At 29.6% G+C, this 24,481-nt stretch carries 24 protein-coding genes and 1 pseudogene; 19 read left to right on the forward strand and 6 right to left on the reverse strand.

What is annotated here, in order from left to right; all coding sequences use genetic code 11:
- Window positions 1–159 precede the first annotated feature (159 nt).
- The 15 genes and pseudogenes from KPL55_RS01600 to KPL55_RS01670 all read left to right on the forward strand — a co-directional run.
- A pseudogene (locus tag KPL55_RS01600) lies at window positions 160–870 on the forward strand (esterase/lipase family protein); the annotation flags it as partial.
- A gap of 450 nt (window positions 871–1,320) precedes the next feature.
- Window positions 1,321–2,595 (forward strand): hypothetical protein, encoded by a 1,275-nt coding sequence (locus KPL55_RS01605; RefSeq protein ID WP_216304963.1) that lies wholly within the window; start codon window positions 1,321–1,323, stop codon window positions 2,593–2,595.
- A gap of 146 nt (window positions 2,596–2,741) precedes the next feature.
- On the forward strand, window positions 2,742–3,293 hold the full coding sequence (locus KPL55_RS01610) for a hypothetical protein (protein WP_216304964.1): 552 nt from the start codon (window positions 2,742–2,744) through the stop codon (window positions 3,291–3,293).
- A gap of 381 nt (window positions 3,294–3,674) precedes the next feature.
- On the forward strand, window positions 3,675–5,078 hold the full coding sequence (locus KPL55_RS01615; protein WP_216304965.1) for a GGDEF domain-containing protein: 1,404 nt from the start codon (window positions 3,675–3,677) through the stop codon (window positions 5,076–5,078).
- Window positions 5,079–5,651: 573 nt separating this feature from the next.
- Entirely contained in the window at window positions 5,652–7,352 is a 1,701-nt protein-coding gene (locus KPL55_RS01620; protein WP_216304966.1) for a GspE/PulE family protein, read from the forward strand.
- A gap of 37 nt (window positions 7,353–7,389) precedes the next feature.
- Entirely contained in the window at window positions 7,390–8,595 is a 1,206-nt protein-coding gene (locus KPL55_RS01625; protein WP_216304967.1) for a type II secretion system F family protein, read from the forward strand.
- A 73-nt stretch (window positions 8,596–8,668) separates the two neighbouring features.
- Entirely contained in the window at window positions 8,669–9,085 is a 417-nt protein-coding gene (locus KPL55_RS01630) for a type II secretion system protein (RefSeq protein ID WP_216304968.1), read from the forward strand.
- A gap of 95 nt (window positions 9,086–9,180) precedes the next feature.
- Window positions 9,181–10,209: a type IV pilus assembly protein PilM gene (gene pilM, locus KPL55_RS01635; RefSeq protein WP_216304969.1), complete on the forward strand. Its 1,029-nt coding sequence runs from the start codon at window positions 9,181–9,183 to the stop codon at window positions 10,207–10,209.
- A gap of 3 nt (window positions 10,210–10,212) precedes the next feature.
- Complete coding sequence (locus KPL55_RS01640) at window positions 10,213–10,752, forward strand: PilN domain-containing protein (RefSeq protein ID WP_216304970.1); 540 nt, start codon at window positions 10,213–10,215, stop codon at window positions 10,750–10,752.
- A 28-nt stretch (window positions 10,753–10,780) separates the two neighbouring features.
- The gene (locus KPL55_RS01645) at window positions 10,781–11,479 is read left to right on the forward strand and encodes a hypothetical protein (RefSeq protein ID WP_216304971.1); all 699 of its coding nucleotides are present in this window, start codon (window positions 10,781–10,783) and stop codon (window positions 11,477–11,479) included.
- 44 nt (window positions 11,480–11,523) lie between these two features.
- Window positions 11,524–12,006 carry a type II secretion system protein gene (locus KPL55_RS01650; RefSeq protein ID WP_216304972.1) on the forward strand — a complete coding sequence of 161 codons (483 nt, stop codon included), beginning with the start codon at window positions 11,524–11,526 and terminating at the stop codon, window positions 12,004–12,006.
- Complete coding sequence (locus KPL55_RS01655; protein ID WP_216304973.1) at window positions 11,993–12,514, forward strand: PilW family protein; 522 nt, start codon at window positions 11,993–11,995, stop codon at window positions 12,512–12,514. Before KPL55_RS01650 ends, KPL55_RS01655 begins: the two co-directional genes overlap by 14 nt.
- A gap of 4 nt (window positions 12,515–12,518) precedes the next feature.
- Entirely contained in the window at window positions 12,519–14,222 is a 1,704-nt protein-coding gene (locus tag KPL55_RS01660) for a bactofilin family protein (RefSeq protein ID WP_216304974.1), read from the forward strand.
- Window positions 14,223–14,310: 88 nt separating this feature from the next.
- Window positions 14,311–14,823 carry a DUF3267 domain-containing protein gene (locus KPL55_RS01665; protein WP_216304975.1) on the forward strand — a complete coding sequence of 171 codons (513 nt, stop codon included), beginning with the start codon at window positions 14,311–14,313 and terminating at the stop codon, window positions 14,821–14,823.
- A 94-nt stretch (window positions 14,824–14,917) separates the two neighbouring features.
- A complete protein-coding gene (locus KPL55_RS01670) occupies window positions 14,918–15,064 on the forward strand; it encodes a hypothetical protein (protein ID WP_216304976.1) in 147 nt (48 codons plus the stop codon).
- A 77-nt stretch (window positions 15,065–15,141) separates the two neighbouring features.
- Here KPL55_RS01670 and KPL55_RS01675 read toward each other — a convergent pair whose 3' ends face one another.
- The 6 genes from KPL55_RS01675 to KPL55_RS01700 all read right to left on the reverse strand — a co-directional run bounded on the left by KPL55_RS01675 (window position 15,142) and on the right by KPL55_RS01700 (window position 18,226).
- A complete protein-coding gene (locus tag KPL55_RS01675; protein WP_216304977.1) occupies window positions 15,142–16,032 on the reverse strand; it encodes a DMT family transporter in 891 nt (296 codons plus the stop codon).
- Between the two features lie 210 nt (window positions 16,033–16,242).
- The gene (locus KPL55_RS01680) at window positions 16,243–16,569 is read right to left on the reverse strand and encodes a YmaF family protein (protein WP_216304978.1); all 327 of its coding nucleotides are present in this window, start codon (window positions 16,567–16,569) and stop codon (window positions 16,243–16,245) included.
- Window positions 16,541–16,969, reverse strand: a complete 429-nt coding sequence (locus KPL55_RS01685; protein WP_216304979.1) for a hypothetical protein — start codon at window positions 16,967–16,969, stop codon at window positions 16,541–16,543. The genes KPL55_RS01680 and KPL55_RS01685 overlap by 29 nt, the downstream gene beginning before the upstream one ends.
- A gap of 130 nt (window positions 16,970–17,099) precedes the next feature.
- Window positions 17,100–17,354, reverse strand: a complete 255-nt coding sequence (locus KPL55_RS01690; protein ID WP_216304980.1) for a hypothetical protein — start codon at window positions 17,352–17,354, stop codon at window positions 17,100–17,102.
- Window positions 17,355–17,426: 72 nt separating this feature from the next.
- On the reverse strand, window positions 17,427–17,804 hold the full coding sequence (locus KPL55_RS01695; protein ID WP_216304981.1) for an SHOCT-like domain-containing protein: 378 nt from the start codon (window positions 17,802–17,804) through the stop codon (window positions 17,427–17,429).
- Between the two features lie 56 nt (window positions 17,805–17,860).
- Window positions 17,861–18,226: a DUF2089 domain-containing protein gene (locus KPL55_RS01700; protein ID WP_216304982.1), complete on the reverse strand. Its 366-nt coding sequence runs from the start codon at window positions 18,224–18,226 to the stop codon at window positions 17,861–17,863.
- A 291-nt stretch (window positions 18,227–18,517) separates the two neighbouring features.
- Here KPL55_RS01700 and KPL55_RS01705 point away from each other — a divergent pair, with 291 nt between their 5' ends.
- The 4 genes from KPL55_RS01705 to KPL55_RS01720 all read left to right on the forward strand — a co-directional run bounded on the left by KPL55_RS01705 (window position 18,518) and on the right by KPL55_RS01720 (window position 24,412).
- The gene (locus KPL55_RS01705) at window positions 18,518–19,714 is read left to right on the forward strand and encodes a DUF445 domain-containing protein (RefSeq protein WP_216304983.1); all 1,197 of its coding nucleotides are present in this window, start codon (window positions 18,518–18,520) and stop codon (window positions 19,712–19,714) included.
- Between the two features lie 2 nt (window positions 19,715–19,716).
- On the forward strand, window positions 19,717–21,102 hold the full coding sequence (locus tag KPL55_RS01710; protein WP_216304984.1) for a DUF445 domain-containing protein: 1,386 nt from the start codon (window positions 19,717–19,719) through the stop codon (window positions 21,100–21,102).
- Between the two features lie 183 nt (window positions 21,103–21,285).
- Window positions 21,286–23,070, forward strand: coding sequence for a penicillin-binding transpeptidase domain-containing protein (locus tag KPL55_RS01715; protein ID WP_216304985.1), 1,785 nt, complete (start codon window positions 21,286–21,288; stop codon window positions 23,068–23,070).
- A 13-nt stretch (window positions 23,071–23,083) separates the two neighbouring features.
- Window positions 23,084–24,412, forward strand: a complete 1,329-nt coding sequence (locus KPL55_RS01720; protein WP_216304986.1) for a sulfite exporter TauE/SafE family protein — start codon at window positions 23,084–23,086, stop codon at window positions 24,410–24,412.
- Window positions 24,413–24,481: the final 69 nt, after the last annotated feature.

A 24,481-nucleotide genomic window follows, 5' to 3' on the forward strand; every position in this document is an offset into this window, starting at 1 on the left:
GGATAATATTTTGTGTCGTTACATTTATTCTCTCACAGTGGAGGAAAATATAAAAGCCTAACGGCTTAAAAGTTAGGCAATTCAATGATTGCAGAATTGTGCAATCGGCTATATAGTATAGAGAAAGGAGGGTGCTAAACCCTCCTTTCTCTATATTTATTACCTAAGGAATTGATTCGTAATGGAGCAACAGTTTATTATGGAAATCAGGTGGCTTGGGGAACGGTGGAATGTAATGCACAGGATATTAAGGATAAAATTCTTGATATTGTTAAATCGACAGGATGTGAAAGGGTAAACATTATAGCACATTCAAAAGGAGGACTTGATGCACGTTATATGATTAGTAAGTTAGATATGGGGGACTACGTTGCATCATTAACAATGGTGTCATCACCTCATAGAGGATGTAAGTTTGTTGATATTGTCAGTAAAATGCCAGATAAGCTTTATAAGGCTATTGCAAGAGTATCTGATAAATATTTTAGGGTTTTGGGTGATAAAAATCCTGATTTCTACACTGCAAGTAGACAGTTTTCAACTTATCATAGTAAAAAATTTAATGAAGAAGTGAAAAATGTAGATGGAGTGTATTATCAAAGTTATGCAACAGTAGTAAAAAATATGTTTAGTGATTATATAGTGAAAATTCCTTATATTTTAGTGAAGTTAACGGAAGGTGAAAATGATGGTTTAGTTTCTATTAATTCTGCTAAATGGGGAGAGTTTAAGGGCGTGCTTAAAAATAATCACAGGCGTGGAATCTCTCATGGAGATATTATAGATTTAAGAAGAGAGGATTATAAAGGTTTTGATGTAATAGAAAAATATGTAGAGATTGTATCAAACCTCAAAAATGAGGGATTTTAAGTAAGTATCAATTGTACTAATTCAAATATTATAAATAATACGATAATTGTATGAGAAAAGCCCCCCAGGTAGCAAAACAAAAAGAAATTGATGAAAATGATGAGAGAAATATAACAATAACTAATAAAGCAAAGCTAAAGCTTATGATTTTATGGTGATGCTATTTGGTGCATTTATGTTAGCGTTTGCGCTAATGCAGGTAGAGTGGACAGTTATTTTTGGGCATTGTTATTGTATATTTGTTTGTTGTATTTTCAAATATATATTTTATGAGTAAGTATAATAAAGAAATGTAGATAATTATTAGCTAAGTTTAATCGATAGAGTTTTGGGTAAACCCAGAACTTTATTTTTATAAATATTGAAGGAAAAAAAAGGTTTATGTTGAATTAATATACTATAAATGTTGGGGAATTAAGTTTGTTATTCTTTTTAGAGGAGGATGCAATAATGAAAAGAGAATATTTGGAATTGAAAACATGCCGTACAGAAAAGGCTGAATTTATAAGAGATAAAGAATATATTGTACTTGATACTACAACTGAACGTACATATGAATATGATTTCAAGGTATTACCTTGCTATAGGGTTATTAATGAAAGAGGCGGGGTGGAGATAGTTGTACCTGATCAAATTTTTTATCCAACGAGTAGGCTATTACAATCTATAAAGGATGTAATATATACAGGTATTTTAAATATAGATAGTTTAGTGGAAGGTGAAGTATATTCAGTTTTTAAAATCCATGAAGACAGAGGAGAAGCAGTTTACACTATATTTGATGATTCGAGTAAACTAACAACATATCCTACAGCTTTGTTTGTCACAGAGGAACAATATTTTAAAATGACTAAAGAGGAAGTTATTGAATATAAAAAAGTTAAAAAAGTGGAACTTGAGCACTTTGAAAATTTGAGAAAAAAAGAGGCGCAAAGGGAATTAGATGAAAAACTAGAAATTAAAAACGAGAAAAAGAATGAGGCACAAAGATCTTTAGATGAACAAGGAAGACTTCAAAATACAAAGAATATGAATAGGCTAGAAATAAAAAAAATAAAGGAATTTATTGAGGTTTTAAGACCAAATATTGTAGAAAAAACTACTAACCCTATGATTAATGGAATATCTAAAATTACCCGTAGAATTAATAATATTCTAAGTTTTTTTATTATCGGATGCCTTATAACAGTTGTTTCTTCGATTATGGGAAAGTTTTTATTAGGTTCAATAATTAATACGGTATATTTAACAGCAGGTGTAGTAATTAATATATATTTTAAAAATAAGTTAGCTGAAAGTTTAATTAAATGTATCCCTGCTAGTGAAAAAAAAGAAAAAGAATATTTAAGTCGTATGCTTTCATTTAGCGATGATATATTACTCAAATTAAAAAAAATAGAATTAAATTTATTAATTCTAGAAAATGGAGATACTATAAGTAGTGGAAATGTTTCACTAATAAGAGAATCTGTATCCTTTTGCTTAGAGAGTTATAAAACCAAAGATACTAATTTACTTAAAGATATAAATATATTTTTAGATAAAACTCTAGAATACATATATAGCTTGATTGAGGGAGACAATTCGGCAGAATTATATATAGAAAAGCAAATTTATGAAAATGTATCATCCATTATAAAGAGAAACACTGATGTGTTCGAACTTATGATCTCGGATAATAAGGAAATTAAAGATATATTAAATAAAGATTTCTTTCCGTTATAAAAATAAACAATAGAATTTACTTTCTGTACAAATATTTAAGGATAACTTAATTGCACAAAAATCTTATTATTAACTATATTAATTGTAAGGGGATATTGTTTTGTTGTTATTAAAGTAATTATATAAATATAAGAGGAGGAGTAAAGTTGGGATTTATTGATGAGTTAATGAATGCAACAATAGAATCTTTAAGTAAGGCTGCAACAAATGCTTTTAGCACAGTAGTTATTTCATCCCAAGATAATACTAAGATAAATCTTATAAAGACAGAACTTACAGAAATTAATGTCGAGCTTGATGCAACATATAGCCTGATAGGGAAAAAATATGTTGAGTATGTTTCAGAAAGTGATGAGATGCCAGGAATTGATATTAAAGATTTACTTAAAATTATGGAGCCTAAACTTGAAAAGAAAAATGAATTTGAGACACAATTAATTGCGTTAGAGAAGAAAATTAAGGAGCAAGGAATTACACAGGAAAAAGAAAGGTTTGAGAATGAGTTTAAACATCAAAAGGAGAATCTTGATAAGGCTAAGGAAATGGATATTATATCAGAAGATGACTACGATGAAAAACTTAAACAATATACTAAAAAAAGAAATAACTTTCAAGCTATAAGGAATGTTAAAAAACAATATGAACTTGGAATAATTAGTTACGAAGAGTTACAGATGAAATTACGTGAATTGACTTAAGGTTTTATTTGTTTAATCTGTAAACATACTTAGTTTTTAAAAATAGAGTTGTTAAGTATAAATCCTGAATTGTCCTTTGATGTGATGATTCAGGATTTTTTAGTAGTATTGGTTTTTGATATTTATCTTGTTTAATTAGAAAGCGTGTACTTTTTTATAGTTTATTGATATTATATAGGTATTTGTTGGCTATCTTTTACATATATTGTTTTTTAATAAAATCGAAATTATTTAAGTATTTTAATTGCATGTTTTTTTAATAGAGTTAGATTACACAATGGTTAAAATGCAAATATATTACTAAGATCTTGTTAGAGTATATGATCTGGAATTTTTTATTATTATTTTTTAAAAAATTAAGAGCGGGAGTGGAAGATACACATGGCAGAGGAAGAGTTACTTCAACGAAAGATTAAAAAACTTAGAGCTGAGGGGAAATACAAAGAAACTATTGAGAATTGTTATGTTCTAATTGAGTTAGGAAATAAATTGAAAGATTACAAATCTCTTTTAGTTGCGTACATGAATCTTGTGGCTTCGTACTATTGTATTGGGGATATTGAAGCAGCATTTAACAGTATCGAGAGTCACAAAGAAATTTGTGATAAATATGGCGATAATGAAGAAAAATTACTGTCATACAATTCTTTATTTTTACTCTATGATCATACCAAAGATATAGAGAAGGCAAAGAATATTCTTGAAAAAAGCATAGAGTTAGGAAAAAATTTAAACAAATACAATATAGTTAGTAATGGTTATAGCAATTATAGTCATATTTGTATAATTCAAAAGGAGTATAAGCAAGCAATAGAAATGGGCATTTTGGGTATTCAAATGGCAAATCTGCATGTGCCATTAACTCCAATTTTGGTATTGAGAGTTAAGTTAAACATTGTGAAAGCATATATAGGCTTAAAAAACTTTAAAGAATCAAAATTATTAATAGATGAGATGATAAATGATCCGATTTTAGATTCATATATAAGAGAAAAAGCTCATTGTTACGATGTGCAAGCTCATTGGTATAGCAAACAAAAGTTATATAGCAAAGCATTCGAATCGTTTTCTAACGCAAAGGTATTAGTAGAAAGCTACAATGATGTTTATTTACTAAAGGATATACAAATGGAGAGATCAAAGCTATGCGAGTCCATGGGAGATATAAATTTAGCTTATAAGATTCAAAAGGAATACATATTACTCTTAAGTGAAATTAGTAAAAGTGAAATAGAGTTAGTGGCCCTAAAACTTCAAATAAAACATAGTATGGCATCCATGGAAAAGAAAGTTAATACTGATTATTTAACTGGTATATATAATCGCAATTATATGGAAATAAATACGAATAAATTACTAAAGCTAGCATGTGAAAATAATGAAAGTATAATATGCATAGTATTTGATTTAGATGGCTTCAAATCAATTAATGACCAACATGGTCATCTCTTTGGAGATGAAGTTATAAAACAAGTAAGCAAAGCTTGTTCAAGTATTCTTAGAGAAAATGACATATTTGCTCGTTTTGGTGGAGATGAATTTGTTATCATTTTAGAAGGTATAACACTAGAAAACGGAGAAAAGAAAGCTGAACAAATTATGAAGACAATAAGAAATTTAAATATACTTAAAGATGGAAAGCATATTCCAATTACAGTCAGTATTGGAATCACTGATAATTTAACTTGTGCTGCAAAATATTTTAATGAGTTATTTAATGTTGCAGATTTAAGACTATACAAGGCAAAGAATGGTGGGAGAAATCAAGTTTGTGCAGTTAATTAATTGCACGAATTTTTTTTATTATTATATAGAATGCTAGGTGGGTATCTATAATAATGATTAATTAGACAAAATATATAAATAAAAGAGTATTTATTTATATATTAAAGAGGAATTTAATAAAGTAGGTAGAATTATGTTAATTAACAGATAAATTAACTTGTAAAGTATGTAAAATATATTTTAATTATTGTAATTATAGAAATATATAGAATGAGTAAAGTTGGAGTTTATTGATAAATTAATGAATGTATTTATTTACGAAGAGTGCTACTTAAATAAGATCTAAATTTGAATCTGATTTTTATTGAAATTAAAATTTACTGCAATAAAATATTACTAATATAAAGAATTCGTATTAATTTAAACTATTGTGATAGTGATTGTAAAACTAGGGTATAGCTCACTTATATAGAATTGGAGAGCATATTATGACAAAATTTAAAAAAAGTTTACAATTTATAATACTATCATTGCATAGGATTAATAAATAATATATAATCAATATTATACATTATTTTACGAGGTGTTAATGGGAAATTAAGTAATAGTCGAAACAGGTTAGGAGTGAGCAATATGAGTCTTCAAAACAAACAAAGATTGGGAGATATTCTTGTTCAAATCAAAAAAATAACTGAAGAACAATTGCAATCAGTTTTGAAAAAACAAAGGATATCTGGAAAAAGACTTGGAGAACAACTTATAGAAGATAATATATTAACCGAGGATGAAATAATAGATGTTCTTGAAATACAACTAGGAATTATGAGGGTAGACTTAGAGCAAGTTGTTGTTAATATGGAGGCAGTAAAATCCATATCTGAGTCTCTGGCTATAAGATATAATTTGATACCTATAGATATAGAAGATAATAAAATTAAAGTAGTAATGTCAGACCCATTAAATGTGTTTGCGATCGATGATGTAACTATTTCATCAGGTTATGAGGTAGAACCCTTAATTACAACTCATTCAGCTATTAAAAAGGCTATAGATAGATATTATTCCTCGCAATATGTTCAAAAGACCGCAAATGAACTAGTAAAATCTCAAATTAAAAGTGGGGCAAAGGGTCTTAGCGAAGAGGAAGTTGATAGCTTAGAAAACATTAAAAATGCTCCTGCAGTAAGGCTTGTAGATTCTTTAGTTAAAAATGCAGTGAAAAGCAGAGCTAGTGACATTCATATAGAACCATTTGAAAAATATATTAGGGTTAGATATAGGATTGATGGTGAACTTCACGAGGTTTTAAAATCAGCTAAGGAAACACTGGCTGCATTAGTTACAAGAATAAAAATACTTGGCAACATGAATATAGCAGAGAAGAGAATCCCTCAAGATGGTAGAATACTAATGAATATAGATGAAAAAGATTATGACCTTCGTGTATCTATACTTCCAACAGTTTATGGAGAAAAAGTAGTTATTAGGGTTCTTGATAGAGAGAACTTTCTAAAATCTAAGGAGCAACTAGGGTTAGGTGATGACGACTTACAGAAGTTAGAGGGGATAATTAAAAGCCCTTATGGAATTATTTTAGTAACGGGTCCTACAGGAAGTGGTAAGTCCACTACTTTATATACTATTTTAAGTGATTTGAATAAGGAAAATACTAATATTATAACTGTAGAAGATCCAGTAGAATACCTAATGGATGGTATAAATCAAGTAAATGTAAACATTAAGGCAGGGTTAACTTTTGCATCTGGACTTAGATCAATTTTAAGGCAAGATCCAGATATAATAATGATAGGAGAAATCAGGGATAGTGAAACGGCAGAAATAGCTATTAGTTCTGCAATTACAGGACATTTGGTTTTGAGTACCATACATACCAATGATGCTGCATCAGCGGTTGTAAGACTTTCAGAAATGGGAGTAGAACCATACCTTGTGGCATCATCTGTAAGTGGAATTATTTCACAAAGACTTGTTAGAAAAATATGTAAACATTGTAAAACTTCCTATGAAGCCAGTAATTACGAAAAAACAATATTAGGTATTGAAGCTGATGTGCCTCTAAAAGTTTATAAGGGTAGTGGTTGTACTTATTGTAATAATAGTGGTTTTTCTGGCAGAGTTGGTGTTTATGAAATTATGGAAATTACAAGAGAGATAAGAGAAAGTATACTACTTAATAAAAGCATAGATGAAGTTAAAGATATGAGCATTAGAAATGGAATGAAAACTCTTAAAAAATCTTGTGAACATTTAGTTTATAGTGGTGAAACTACCATAGAGGAACTAATAAAAATAGCTTTTTCAAAAGATAGTTAGGATATATTATATATAATATAGAGAAGGAGGTGCTCAAGTGCCAGTTTTTGTATATGAAGCAAAAAACGTTCAAGGTGTTTTATTAAAAGGTAAAATGGAAGCCTCAGACGAAAAAGCAGTAGTGATGATGATTAGAGATAAAAGTTATTATCCAGTTAAAATAAAAGAGTACAAGCAGTCATTAAATGTGGACTTGAGCTCTCTTAAAGTAGTTAGTACTAAGGATATATCAATATTTTGTAGACAATTTTCCGTTATAGTTTCTGCGGGAATTAGTATAGTTAAAGCTGTAGATATAGTTAAAGAACAGTCAGAAAATCCAAAACTTAAAAAAATCTTATTTTCAGTTGGCGAAGAGATTCAAAAAGGAAAAACTTTATCAATGTCACTTAGAGAGCATAAAGATATTCCAGATATGTTAGTAAACATGGTTGAGGTCGGAGAAACTAGCGGAAATTTGGACACTATTTTAGACACCTTGGCTAAGTATTATGAGAATGAGCACAAACAGCAACAAAAAATAAGTCAGGCAACAACATATCCTAAGGTTATTGTTATTTTTGCTATGGTGGTTGTAACCGGACTTGTAACTTTCGTGGTACCTACCTTTACTAAGATGATTACAGATGCAGGAGGAGATGTTCCTCTTCCAACTAAAATTGTTATGGGAATTAGTGATTTTTTTAGAGGGAATCTAGTAGCTATAATTCTATTTATATTATTCGTAGTTATAGCATCTAAAATTTTTGGAAGTAAGGGTAAAAGGGAATTGAAAAATGATAAATACACTATGAAAATGCCTGTATTTGGTAAGCTATATTTAAAAGTTGTAACAGCTAGATTTGCTAGAACATTTGGAATACTATTATCTAGTGGAGTACCAATGATTGAAAGTATAGAGACCTGCGCCAAAGTCCTTAATAGTAGGACTATCAGTGACATACTTTCATCAGTTAAGGAAGAAGTTAAAAAGGGGACAGGCCTTGGTGATGCACTAGCCGCTAGAGAGATTTTCCCACTTATGCTTACTCAAATGATTAAAATAGGTGAAGAATCCGGTAATATGGATGAAGTATTAAGTAAAACTGCTGATTTTTATGATGATGAGGTATCCAATGCTACAGCACAAATGACTTCTTTAATAGAACCGCTAATAATAATAGGATTAACTATGGTGGTTGGATTCATAGTAGTATCCATTATATTACCTATCTTTGGTATGTATGATGCCGCAGGCGGTTAAATTTAATAATTACCAAAGCAAATGCTTTGATAAATATATATATTGTAATACAAAATAGAGGAGGAATTATAAAATGAATGAAATAATAATTAAAAAGAAGAAAAAAGGATTTACACTTATCGAGCTTATTGCAGTTATAGCTATACTTGCTATACTGGGTGCTATATTGGTGCCAAAGATTGCAGGTTATTCTGATAGTGCGAAAAAAAGTAAGGCTATAGTTGATGCTAAAATCATTGTAAATGCAGCAGCGGCATACAATGCTGATCATGAAACTGCACAAATTGCAGAGGACGCCGATTTTAGTAGCACATCAACACCTGCAACTGGATTGAATCTACTAGTAGGGTCTGCAGCTGGGGCAGTTATAGACAAAAGACCTAGTGAATTTGATACAACAACAAAATTATCAATGTTAAAGAAGATTGCAGTTGCCGGCAAAGACGCTATAGTTATTAATGCTACAACTGGATTTGCAACGACTCCATAAGGATAACAATATTTTCAGCTTAATCAAGACTGTTTAATATCTTGATTAAGCTTACTTTTAAATTAAACTTTATTACGAAACATGAGGTGAATCAAATGTTTGAAAAAGATAAAATTGCTATAGACTTAGGTTCTAGCAATATTAAAATTATGGTAGGGAATAAAAAGCAAGTTAAGTTATTTGAAGTTATAAAAACTCCAAAGGGTTGCATTGAAGATGATAAAATAGTGGATCTTGAACAAATTATGAATTTACTCCAAATATTTTTGAAAAAGAATAATGTAAGAACAAAGCAGATTGGCTTTGTTATTCATGGACAAGATGTTATATCAAGACATACAGAAGTTCCAATAATTGATGATAAAGGTATAAAAACTTCGCTTGAATGGGAAATGAATCAGTATCTTCCAAAGGACATAATTGAATACAGTATCGATTATGAAATTATAGAGAAAATAGACACTTTAGAAAAAAAATCATTAAAACTTTTAGTATCGGCAGTACCTAAAGAGAAAATCGATCAATTAGTTAAACTTTCTCAAATGTTAAATTTAGAAATTGTTGCTATAGATATTAATTCTAACTGTGCACGTAGGGTATTTAAAGATGTTTCTAAAAAACACACCTCACTAGAAAGCATTGCAGTTATTAATTTAGGCAGTAATAATACAAATGTAATAATATTAGATAAAGGAAAACTTTTTATTGAAAGAGAGATCCCCTTCGGCGTAAATAATATGCTTAAGGAAATTATTAAAAAAGAAAACATCGAGCACGACAGTGCGTTTGAATATTTGAAAGAGAAATTTAGTTTTATGGGAAATGAAAATGATAACGAACTTCAAAATAGAGTAACATCTCTTTTTAATAATGTTTTATCATCTCTCGAAAAAATAATTACCTTCTTTACAATAGGTAAAAGCAAGAGTAATTTAGACAGTATATACTTAATTGGTGGAGGATGCGATATTAATGGCTTATGTGAGTACGTTAGTAACTATTTTAACTGCCCGGTATATTTATTAGATGATGTAAAGGGCATCGGAGTTAAGACTATGATTTCTACTGATTGCAATATAAAACATTTTATCGGCACTCTAGGTCTTTTACTTAGGAGGGAGTAGCTTATGTCTGAATTAAATTTAATACCTTATGAACTAAAGGCTAAAAGAATAAAGAAATTAAGAAACACAAACTATATTTCCTCGGGAATTATAGTTCTCGCAATACTTTTTGCAATTGTCTATGTTCCAAAGCTTTATTTAAATAAGCTGAATTCAGACGAAGATAACCTTAATACTAAAATTTCTAATAATTCTAAAATTGTGTTAGAAAACAAAAAACTTTTATTAGATATTAAAAACTATAATCTGCGAAATAATGAAGTAGATGCATTAACAAAACAAACTGTAAAAGTAACAAATAAAATTGAAAATTTTGAAAAGTATATTCCTAGTACTATATCACTTACAGGCATTACTTATGTAAAAGGAACAATAACAATAATAGGAAATTCAACAAACTATAATTCCATTAGTGCTTTTGCTGCAAATCTGCAAATGTCAACTGAATATCCATTAGCTAAAATTCAAAACATTAATAACACTGGTAATCAAACAGATAGTAAGGTAAAAGGATATACATTTACTATTCAGATAAATGAGTAGAAATATTTAGAACTTTGAGGTGATTTTATTGAATAATTTAAGTAAGAGAGAGAAACTTTTGGTTATAGTAGGGGCTATTTTAATAATTTTGTATCCATATTATAACCTTTTTCTAAAACCAATAAGTCAAAAAATAAAGATTGTAAATCAAAGTATAAGTGATAAAAAGATAGAGTATAATTCTATTGAAAAACTGAAAGTTTCAAATGTCACTAATACTAAAAAGGTAGAAGGGCTTAAAATAAAATATGATGAAGCTATGAAAGCACTTCCTGAAAATGAAAGAAATCCTGAGATATCTTATAGCATAAATACATTTGCAACACAAAATAATATAAGTATAGTTTCTGTTGCCTTTGGCCAAAGCGCAAATTATTCAGCTATAAGTAGTACTAATAATACTTCAACTGCAACCTCAAATACAACTACTAATACCAAAGAATTAGATATCTCTATTGAAAGTTCAAAGCCTCGATTAATGTTTGTACCGGTAACTGTTTCAATTGGTGGAGATTATTTATCTACTTTAAATTTCATTAATAACATAGAAGGGGATAGTAGATTAGCAGAGGTAGTAAATATAAGTATACTATCAACTCAGGAACAAGGAAAAGAGCTACAATCAAGTATTGTTTTGAACTACTACTCTACTGAAGGAACTAATAAAAATAAGCCAAGCTATAATATTAAAGATGATAATGCGGGGAAAACCGATTTGTTTAAGTGATGTAATTTAGTCCAATAGTATTTTATTTAAAAGGATGATGTGTGATGAAAAAAGGTTTTACTTTGGTTGAGTTAATTGCTTCCTTAGCTATATTCGCCATGGCTATGGTAGCTATTTCCATGGCGTTTTTTGCATCAACTACTACGCGCCAGATGAATGATGTAAAGCAGAGTACGGCTGGGTATGCACAGGCTATAATCGAAACTTTTAGAGGAAGTACCGAGACCGTTTATAAAACAGTTGACTCCACAGAATCTCCAACATTCATATTTGTATATTTTAACAATATGGTTGATTTTAATGACTGGTATAAAGCCTATATTGTTATTGGTGCAAAAATTACAACAAAGGAGGGTAATCCAACTACTTATCCGTTACCTATAGGTAATCAGTTGTTTGGAGCACTTATAAAAATCAATAAAAAAAGTGCGTATGGAGTAAATACATATAATATTTCTGTAAGGGTGTGGAGAATAGATAAAGGTGCCCGAGGTGAATCGGTAAGAGATATTTATGAAAGTAGGTAATCCTATGAAGAAAAACTTTAAAAAGAAAGGGTTTACTTTAGTAGAATTAATTGCAGTAATAGCAATAATGGGAATTGTGTTTACAATTATATTTCAGATCTTTGATATTCAAACCAAAATATATAAAACTGAAATGGAAACTAATGATGCTCAAAATTCAGGAAGCTTATGCCTTAATAGCATAAGTGAAAGTATAAGACTTGCTTCAACAGTAAATGATCCTAATCTTATATTAACACCTTTTTCAGGAGTTATGAAAGATGCTGAAGAAATAGTTAAGATTTCTCCTTATGGGGGGGCAACTCCTTATAGATATGCTATAAATGATAATAAATTATATAAATATGTAGACAGTTCAAAGTATTCTCTAATTGCTTCAAAGGTAAATAAGGTTACTGTGACTCGATTATATCCTAATGATGATGTTTATGCAATTTATGTAGAAATAGTAAATGGAAGCTCTATTAAAACATTCACTACTAGTATGTCAAGGAGGGATTGGAGGTAATATAATGAAAAAGAAAAAAGGATCAGTGCTCATATTAACGCTAGTAGTGGTGCTTTTATTAATGGTAATCGGTACTTCACTAATGACAGTTAGTGTCAGCACTCATAAGACAGAAATTATAAGTGACAATATTAATAGAATAAATATGATGGCTGAATCTGGTATTGAACTTGGTTTAGCTCAAGCAAACTCAACTGTTGGATTGGTGAATTTTGGAGGTGTTAAATCTGACGACGGGACCATAACTTGCAATGTAATATTTCAAAATGGGTTATATTCTGCATCAACTAATAGTTATATTCAAACTTTGGGGAGGTATACTATTGAGTCAACGGCCTCAAGTACTAAAAATTCTAGGACTATAAGAGTACCTATTACTCAGGTTATATCAACACCGGAAACACCTGTAGGAATAATACCTACAGCTAATTTGTTGTTTATTAATGGCGAAGTTCAAAGTGGTAAATTTAATTTGGGGGAAGCAAAAGGTGATGTTTTTGTAAAGGGTAATTTAAATATGTCCAACGGAAGTGCAATAAAAGGTAAACTTATGTCTACAGGTAATTTAATATTAGATGGTGGTAATTCAGTTACAAAAGGAATTGTATGTTCTGGAAATATAACGGTGACTGGAGGGGGTTCAGTTAGTAACAAAATTGTATCCTTTGGAAATGTAATAATGAATGGAGGAAGTGCAACTACCGATGGAATTATAAGTTATGGAAATTTTAATTTTATTGATGGTACAGTAAATGGTAATGCTCTAGTTAAAGGTAATTTAACATTTGGCGGTGGTCCAAACATTAAAGGAAATGCTCAAGCAGATGGTAATTTAAGCATGACTAGTGGTGGTAATATTAAGAATAACGCTATTATAGGTGGAAATGTGACATTTGCTGGTGGTGGTAATAAAATTTCGGGGACACTAAAGTATAGGGGTACGGAGACGATACCATCAAAGACAACACTAAATACATTTGTTTCTTCAACAGTAGAGCACACAATAACTTATACCCCTGTAGACTTAAGTAGTTATTCAAGTAATAACCCTGTAGATATAAGTAGTTCTATATTGCCAATCATTGCAGTACCAACAAGAACTCAAAATCCACAGATGTATAATCCAGTAACATTAAATACAGTAACACCCAATAGTTATACAATAACGGAAAGTGGTAAGCTATCTTCAGCTTTATTAGACGTAATACCTTGGCATTCTACGCTTACTATTGATGCTACAAAAAAGAATATTAATTTACTTATTGATAGTAATTTTAAATTTGATAAACAACTTAATGTTGAAGTATTAACTGGAACGGGAACTGAAAAACAATATAATGTATATATCTATCTATCAGGTAATTCATCCATTACAGTAGATAATCAATATTTTGGAATGAAGAATCATAACGACACTACAACTAAAATATATATAATTGGGGATGGAAATCAAAGTGTTAACCTAAATAGTTGTAATCTTAACGCTAATATATATTTGCCGAGCGGTAATTTTTCAACTGGTGGAGGCGCCGGAGGCGCCTCATTATATATGTTTCAAGGAAGTTGTATAACTAAAACTGTAGATATACAAGGTAATATAAAATTAAGTTATTTAGCACCTGTAATTAAAGATACACCTTTAGAGATACTAAATAGTAATCAGTCTGGTTCTGGCACAACTACAAGTGCGTGGGTTGTTGATAAATGATTATTATATGTAAAAAAAATATCATGAAAATCTAAAATAAGTTTAATAACCCAAAGACATGTCAATACTTCTAAATGAGGTGATGGACATGTCTTTTAAAATTACGTGGAAAACACATGTAATATGTACTATAATAGCTTATTTAACAGTAAAGATTATGGGGCAGACTGCAGATATTATAATAGAGAATTTCTTCTTAAAACCGTTTATTTTTTATCCAACTGAAAGCTTAATCATTAATTTTTTTATTTATGTATTGCTTCTTATGATTCCAATTTCAATTGTACATGAGAGTATTCATGGTTTATCATATAGAGTATTTGGAGGAACAGTTAAGTATGGATTTAAAGGGATTTATGCATATACCCAAGAAATATCTGAATTACCAATAAATCGGACTAAATTTCTAATCATTCTTCTAGCGCCATTAACTATAATATCTATTTTAACAGTGTTGTTGCCTATTTGGTTAGGAGGTATAATATTCTTGCTCAATTTATTAGGTGCTACAGGTGATTTGTATATGTCGTACAGACTTATAAGGTATAATTCTAATAGTAAGATAGTAGATAGAATATACGGGTTTGATGTAGTACAGTAATATATACTTTTTTAATTAATTTGTTGAAATTAAAGTAATAGTTTACATTATATGGTATAATGATTTGAGCATGCAGCTTAGTGGGAGGAACAAAATGAAATTACTTTGTAAATGTGGTAATGTTGAAGATATAAAAACCGATAAGGATATTGAAAATTATGAATTTAAAAGGTGTGATGATGATACTTTGATTTTAGTTTGTAAGAACTGTAAAGAAGTAATATTTATAAATCAAAGGTAAATAAAAACAAGTCCTACATTTAAAATGTTAGACTTGTTTTTGTTTATTTGTTTGTTTTTTAGTGGGAATATTACTCATTACAATTCAACTGGAGAATGCATAGATTTAGTTTCTAGAATCTCACTTAAAAATGTAGAGCCTAGAATGAGGACTCCCCCAATTATTTTAATCAAGGTTATAGTTTCTCCTAAAAATATTGAAGCTAAAATTACTGCGGATATTGGGTCGATATAGCTTAAAATAGCTATGGATTGTCCCTTAAGTTCTTGTATTGAAGAGAAATACATTAGGTAAGAAATCCCGGTGTGAAGGACACCTACTATTAATATAAAAATCCAAGCAACAGAGCTTATTTTACTGACATGGATATTACCCCTATAAATAATGATTGGTAAAAGTACTAATGTTGCTATAGCTAGTTGAATAAGTGTTGATTCAAAGCCAGATAAATCTTTAATAAACTTATTCATTAAAATTATACTAGCATATAATACTGCTGCGCAAAGTCCGTATGTTATTCCAAGTAGATGATTTGAAGAGTCTGTTATGTTATCTCCTCCCACACTAACTATTAAGAATAGTCCTGACATTGCAACAATAACACATAAAATTTTTATTAGAGTTAGCTTTTCTTTAAGAATTACAGGTGCTAGCATTATCACAAATATAGGTGCAAAGTAGTAGCTTAAAGTTGAGTTTGAGACAGTGGTATACTTGTATGCTTGAAATAGAAGAATCCAGTTAAGACCTAAAGCAACACCAGACAAAGTGAGAATTAGTATGTTTTCCTTTATCAATTTAATAGATAGTTTATGTTTCATCATAAAGCCAGCACAAAGTAAAAATAAGCTACCTATTAAAGCTCTCAGGAAAGCAATCTCTATTGATGGTAAATTTATATTCTTTACAAAGATTCCTATGCTACCAAAGATAAACATTGAACTGATAATTTTAATCTTATTTTTCATTAGAAATCTCCCTACTTAATAATGTAATGTAAACACTATCTTAGTTTATTATTTCTAATAATTATAATGAGAATATTTGACAAAGTCAATAGTTTATTAATGAAATTTACTAAAATAATACAAAAAAATACTTATAGAAAGGGTACCTTTTTAGTACCCTTTCTATAAGTACCGGTTTAATTCCAGAATCAACTTACATCTAAATCTATTCTATTTTTCTTCTTCAAATATTGGCGATTCTATAAGCGTAGCAAATATTAATTCATGCGAATGGTAATCGTTTATGGATGTAGTGGTCTTTACAAAATGGACATGTTTGCCATCGCCAACATTTATCTGTAGGCCTGAGGTTGTCTCAATATAATGTAAGTGATCATAATAGTCTGTTCTTGATTTGATTTTATGAATATGTCCACCTTTAACTGATATTGAAGGGCCCGATACTCCAGCAAATCTATGATTATGTGGATCTTCCACTAATTCAGCTATTTTAGTGCTGCCTTCAAACTCATGGGTGTGAGATTGTTTTTTTTTCATAGTCAAATTTCTCTTTAACATCATTTTTATCATCATGCTTCTTTTCGGAGTCAAAGTTCTCTTTAACAGCATGTTTATCATCATGCTTCTTTTCGGAGTCAAAGTTCTCTTTAACAGCATGTTTATCATCATGCTTTTTTTCAGAGTCGAATTTCTCTTTAACATTATGTTTATCATCATATTCTATTTCAAAGTCAACATTATCTTTGAAATCATATTTATCGTCATTGCCCTTTTGGAATTCACATTTATCTGTGATATCATGTTCTTCTTCGTTGTCCCACTTAGCCATGTCATCGTGTTTATCATCATCTTTTTTTTCATCATCATACTGATCTTCACAATCTTTTATTTCTTTACACCAATCTTCAGGGTTATGCTTTGTTTCATTAATAGGCATACCATCTCTCCTTAGCTTTACTTAGTATATAATACGTATCTTAATTGGAAACGACACAAATATTAAATTAAGTAAAGAAAAATAAGAAGTAACCTATCTTTTTTAATATAAGTTACTGTTTATATAAAATTTATATAACTACGATTACCTCTGTACCATCCTCAGTCTTTACATCTACCATTTTTAGGCCTTTATAATTTTTTAACACGTCAAAGCTTTTTCTAAGCTCCCTGAAGTCAACACAATCAACATATTGTCTTTTGTCCTCAGGGATATATCTTCTGGCTATTGATACCCCAAAACCTCCAAAGCTAAGGGCTGCTTTTATAAGGCCTATTGGGGCAGGTATTTTAAAACTTCTTCCGCTGAGTTTCATATATATCATCAACATATAATCTCCCTTTCATTAATACATGGGGCAACTTAAACAACAAAATGTTAACCCTATAGTAAAGTATTATTCTATAGAGACTTCGACTATGTCTCCATTACTGCTTTTCACATCCACTATCTTTCCTTCAAGGCCAGAGTCGATAGCTTCCATAATCATCTGTACATCTATTCCATTTTCATCTGATACGCCGGGTATCTTAATGTTATTAACTGCGTTTCCTATAGCTTTTAGAAATTTAACTGGCACATTAACATTTACGGTATCTTTTGTAGATGAAAATACTCTAACTTTTAGCATCTTGTCTAGGTTTTGATTTTTTGATGAAGCATAAGGTACCTCCATAGCAGTATTTTTAATAGCATCAATTAGTTCACTAGCCTTATCTATATCAATTTTACCCTCTTCAACCATTTTTAAAATTCTTTTAACTTCTTCTTTCATTTAATAACCCATCCTTTCTATTATATCTAGTGTGGTGTGAGATACACTTACTGATTTTAATTATTTTTCAACATATCCACAGCTTGCTGCGCTGATATGTCACCTTTTTCAAGCATATCAAGTACTTCATTGCTGTTGACAACAGCCTTTTTTACTTGTGTGTAACCAAGTGCTGCTACAACATCATCTAGCTTAGCTCTAACAGTAGGATAGGAGATACCAAGTTCTTTTTCAACATCTTTAATATTACCCCTACACTTTAAGAAAACTTCCATAAAATTAAGGTGTTCTTCTTCTAAGTATTCAAACTTAGAAAATTCAAAGTCATTTTCAATGACTGTACCGCATTTATTACATCTAAGTTTAACAACTTTTAATTTTGCACTGCATATAGGACATTTGCTTATAACTTTGTAACTCATAATCACCCTCTCTTTCTCTATATTTTTATTATAGTATATGAATATTAAATAATCAATAGAAAAATTGACATATTCAATAATGTTCATTAAATATATAAATAAAATTAACTTTATAATTGATTTTATTTAATTAGTTATTTATTACTAGAGAGATTAACTTAGTATTAAGAATAACTAAATAATATATAATGTTGATAGAATTGTCTTTTTTCATAAAGGATGTTATTCTAAACTATATAAGGTAACAAAAACGTGTAAATTAAAACATATAAAGAAAGTAGGTATATTAAGATGAATCGGTATAAGGCAACATTAATTTTAATTTTAGCTTCTAGTATTTATATTATAAGCTATCCGTTTCACAAAAGTTTTATTGGTGGACTTGTGTATAGTGGGGCTTGTGCGTCTATGATAGGTGGATTTGCTGATTGGTGGGGTATTAACAAACTGCTAAAAAAAACAATACCTAAGAACAAACAGAAAATTTTTGATGGCTTGTCTAATATGGTTAGTGAAGAATTATTATCTAAAGAAACCTTAAAGAAATTAATTAGTAAATATGACACTTCTAAACTTGTCATTGAATTAGCAAAGAATAATACTGAAATTGAAAGCATAAAAACGATTCTTGAATTAATGATAGAAGATAATATACATAAAATAGATAATAAAGAGGTTGGGAAAAGTGTTTCTAATTTAACACTAAAAGTTATTAAAACTATAGATTTACATAAATTGCTTAGTTCAATTATAGAAATTTCATTAGGAACTGAGTATGAGGAGAGCGTTTATAATTTTATTATAGATGAATTAATATTGATTTCTCAAACAGATAATTTTAAAAATATACTTGTAAGGTTTATATTCGATGTGCGTTCAGCTTATGAAGGTGAAAGCATGAGGAAAAAAGTCATTGATAAATTCAAGGGGAATAATAGCAATTTAGCGATTGGAATTCAATATAAAATTAAAAATTATCTAACTAATATGAAAAAAAATGATAATAAAGATAGATTGGCAATTAAGTTATGGTTATACGAAAAGCTTCAAGAATTTAAAAATGATAGTGAATTTAAGGTTAAAGTAGAAAATTGGAAATTGGATTTCTTAAAAAATATTAAAGTAGTAGAACATTTTGAAATGTTTTTTGAAAATACAGCTAATAAAATACTAGAAGTAGACGATATATATAATGTGCCTTTTATTATGTTAAAAAGAGGTCTAAGTGATCTAGAAGAAAACACGGATAATCAAAGAAAAATAGATGTTTTTCTTAAAGATATATTATATAAATTAATTGATGATAAACATAAAAATGTTGATAAGATAGTTAAAGAAAATCTTAGTAAATACACAGATGTTATGCTTATTGAATTAATAGAATCAAATGTCGGGAATGACTTACAGTTAATACGGATTAATGGATCTCTTGTAGGTGGTATAGTTGGCATTATTATATTTATTATCAAGTATAGTATGGGAGTATAGAGATGAGGAATAAAAGGATTGCGGATTGGTCAGTTGGTGTTTTAATAACATTAGTTATTATAATCACCTTTGTAAAATTTAGTTATGAGAATAATACTAATCAAGTAATTGAGTTATTAAGTTTTGTAATTGAAGCAGCGCTAGTTGGTGCTATTGCGGATTGGTTTGCTATAACTGCATTATTTGAAGAGCCATTTTTGGTTAGGAAGATTCCTATAATTGCATCACATACTGCTATAATATCTAAGAATAGAAAAAGTATAGTAGATGCTGTAGCTAATATGGTACAAAATGAATTGTTAAGTGAAAAAGTGTTGAAGAGTAAAATTGAGGAAATTAGCATAGTCGATAGATTATTTGGTTTTGTTGATAAGAGTGTTAGTGCGAGAAGTGATTTGTTTGAAAAATTAGTAGAGTATTTAATCGAAAAACTAAATAGTTTAGATACATTACAATTTGCTAATTATTTGGAGAGACATTTGAAACAAAAAATTGAAACAATAGATATATCACCCTATATATATAAAGGTGTGTCATTTAGCATTGAAAGTGAAGAATTTAAAAAAATATTTAATATAACATTAGATGGTGTAATTGAATATATAAATCGTTATAGTACAGGGCAAATATTAGAAAAATTTGTGAATAGTATTTTGAAAAAAGATGCCAATAGTCTTGTTATGGAAAAAATAATTGGGCTTTTAAAATCTGTTAATGCAATAAATACATCAGATATTACAAAATCAATCTTAAAGCAAAGTAATAAACTTCTTTTAAATTTGAAAAATGAAGAGGATATAGTACGACTTGAATTAATAAACCAAATCAAACTATTATTTGAAAAAGTTATTACAGATGATGGGGTTAAAGGTGATATTGAAGGATTAAAAATGATGTTAATCAAGGAAATTTCTCTGGAAGAGTTTTTAAATTTAATAATAAAAGATGTGATAAAAGTTATAACTCAAAACGAGATATATTTAGATACGTACCCAATAGATGCCTGTAATAATATCGAAACAAACATATTAGAGAAACAGGATATTATAGCTATTATCACTGTGATAAAAAATCAGTTAGATATTTGCTGGATTGGAATAAAAAATGACAATGTTAATAAGAAGAATATAGACCAATTATTTAAAGAAGCTATATTTAAATTTATTGAATCGAAGTATCAAAATGTAGGTCAAATAGTGAAACAAGTTTTAAATAACATGGATGATGAATCTTTAAATGATTTTATAAAACAAAAAGCTGGAAATGAGCTACATGGCATTCGTCTTAATGGTTGTATAGTAGGTGCATTATTCGGTGGGGTTGTTTTTGGTTTAACTCATTTAATCTATGATTTAATATTACCTAATATATTCAATATTAAATTTTGAAACTACATGTTAACACTAATATTAACAACCCCTTTGATAATTTAGTATCGAAGGGGTTGTTGTGATAAATGGTTATATGCGATATAATTGTATTAATATTACAATGAAATTAATATTACAATCGGATTAATAAAAGTAGTTATTTATATATAATTAAAAATATAGAACAGGTTGGTGAGCAGTTTGAAAAGTAAAAAGATTCGACGTGAAAGAATTTTTGTTTTAGGGCTAGTATTTTCATTATTATTTAGTGTTCTTGTGGGTAGATTGATTTATTTAATGGTTATTAAATCATCTAATTATAAAACGCTTGCATCACAGCAGTGGACAAAAACTCTAGCAATATCACCTAAAAGAGGGGCGATTTTGGACAGAAATGGTTTCGAACTGGCACAAAGCATGAATGTTTATAGGGTAGATGCTGATTTAAGTGTATTAAAAAAATATCTTGTAGATAAAAAAATATCTGAAGAGCTAGCAGTTGATAAATTATCAAAGATGCTTAATGTTGATAATAAACAAGTTAAAAAGATATTAGATAGTCAAGATACCAAAGGTAAACCACTTCAATTTGTATCCCTTAAAAGAAAGGTTCAAAAGGGAGCTGTAGATTCTATTAAAAGTTTGAAATATAGTGGAATTATAATTTCAACAGATGTAATGAGAGTGTATCCTAATGACAGCTTCTTATCCCATGTTGTTGGACACACTAATTCAGGAGAAAATGGAATTAACGGTGTAGAACTGAGTTACAATAATGAATTAAAAGGTATTCCTGGATTAAAAGTGGTTCAAATGGACAGATCTAGTAATGAATTGCCGTACACTGAAGCTGTGACGGTTAAACCTGTAGAAGGAAAAGATGTAACATTAACTATAGATGAACGTATTCAAGAGTTAGTAGAAAGAGTAGCAAAAGAAACAGTGACTGAGAATAGAGCTAAATCTGTAAGCATAACGGTTATGAATCCAAATAATGGCGAAGTTTTAGCAATGGCGAATGCACCAAGTTATAATCTAAATAAGCCTTATGAAGAAGGTAAAACTGATGAAGAAATACAAGAAATCTGGAAGAATGGAGTAATCAGTAATGTGTTTGAGCCAGGATCGATTTTTAAGGTTATAGTAGCTGCTGCTGCGCTTAAAAATAATGTGGTTTCTGATAAAGATCGATTTGTAAGTAACGGGAGCATAAAGATTGGAAATAAGATTTTGTATAATGATAATAAAGAGAATAATGGAATTCAAACTTTTTCAGATATAATGAAAACTTCCGATAATGTTGCATTTATCCAGCTAGGACAAAAAATCGGAAAAAGTAATCTTTATAAATTTGCAAAAGAGTCTGGCTTTGGGCAGAAAACAGGCATAGATTTACCTGGTGAAAGTTTAGGATTAATGAAGTTACTCAATACAATTACACCACTTGATCTTGCTACAATGTCCTATGGACAAGGGGTTGCAGTTACCCAAATACAGTACATTGCCGCGTTTAATGCAGTGGCTAATGGAGGCAAATGGATAAGGCCACATGTTATGAAGGAAATATCTCACTTGGAAGAAAGTAAGAAAGTTGTGGACAAGCAGTTTAACAATATTGATGAAAAAACTATCATGAGTAAGGAAGATGCAGCTCAATTAAGAACTTATTTGGAAAGAGTAGTCAAAGAAGGAACTGCAGTTTCGACATATATGGAAGGATATCATATAGCTGGTAAGACTGGAACTGCAAATAAGGTTAATACAATAAACGGGGGTTATGACTCCGGGAAATATGTATCTTCTTTTGTAGGTATGGTCCCAGCGGATAACCCTAAAGTAACATTAATGGTTACTGTAGAGGAGCCAGACTCGTCAAAATATTATGCTGCTCAGACCGCAGTGCCAGCAGCACATAAGTTATTTTCAGAGTTATTCGCAATACTTAATATACCACCCGATAAGACGAGTGATACAAAAAAGAATTAATAAGAGGTGACTTATGAGTAGTAAAAAACTAAAGATTAAACAACTTAAAGAAAAGGTCTTGAAGATAAGGTATAGTGTAGAGGAGCTAGGTAATTTTAAACTCATAGGAATTTTAATAATATTACTAACAATTATCCTACTAGGTAAGTCTCGGAATAGTTTTAATCTGAGTAATAAAATTGAAAATACATCTTATCTAGTCTTATTTATAGTGGGTATTTTCACTTCACTACACTGCGTAGGTAGATGCGGAAACATAATGTTATCACAAAATATAACATTAGAAAATAAGAGTAGGTTTCAAGTTCTAAAACCTGCTATATTTTATAATTTAGGTAGAGTGACATCATATACTATTCTTGGAGGAATTGCTGGAGCTTTAGGTTCTGTTGTTTCTATTACATTGCCGTTTAAGGGGAGAATTCAGATTATAGCTTGCGTTTTTATGATTATATTGGGTCTCAATATGTCTGAATATGTACCGTTTAGAAGGTTAAACATAAAATTACCATGGAGCGCCTGTAATATTAAAAAGAGTGGAAAAACTCCTTTTATTGTAGGTATATTGAATGGGGTTATGCCATGTGGAATACTTCAAACAATGCAATTATATGCATTTGGGACAGGTAGTGCGGTGACTGGTGCTACTTCTATGTTTATATTTGTGCTAGGAACAGTACCTCTAATGATTAGCTTTGGAACTATTTCTTCCCTTTTAAATAAGAAGAACACTAAGCAACTTGTGAAATTCGGAGGAATCCTTATTGTTGTTCTTGGACTTATAATGGGAGATCGGGGACTATCTCTATCTGGTATTAATATATCCCCTTTGGCCCTAATGGGTAATTCAAATAAGCAGAGTGACACTAATGTAGTAAATAATTCAAGTATAGTTGCTACAGCTGATGATACTAAAACTAGTACTATTGCAACTGATAGCAATAGTATTTTTGGGAGTGACTTAAATAAAACACCCATTAACATATTAGCTAAAAAAGCAACGATAAATGACGACACCCAAAGCCTAACTATAAGTGGAATTGGTTATGAATTTTCCCCTATTATATCTGCGGTGCAAAGCGGTCTTAAATCCGATTTAACAATTGAGTTAACAAATTTTAATAATGCTTTGGGTTTATATTCAATAGTTGACGTAGATTCTAAAACTATATCTTCATTTGAAGGAAAAAAAGGTATTAATCAGATTTCGTTAACCTTTGATAATCCAGGTATATATAGAATTATTAAAGACAAGACTCCATTAGGATTGATAGATGTAACTAAAGACATTAAAACAATAGTGCTTGAAGATTTAAGAGAGACATATCTAAAAGAAAAATAGAAAGAAAGTTGAAAAGAAAGTTGGGGACGGTTAACAACTTATACATTAATAAGGTTATAAAAATACCAC

This window comes from Clostridium lacusfryxellense, assembly GCF_018861735.1.
In the GTDB taxonomy this organism is placed as follows: Bacteria; Bacillota; Clostridia; order Clostridiales; family Clostridiaceae; genus Clostridium_AD; species Clostridium_AD lacusfryxellense.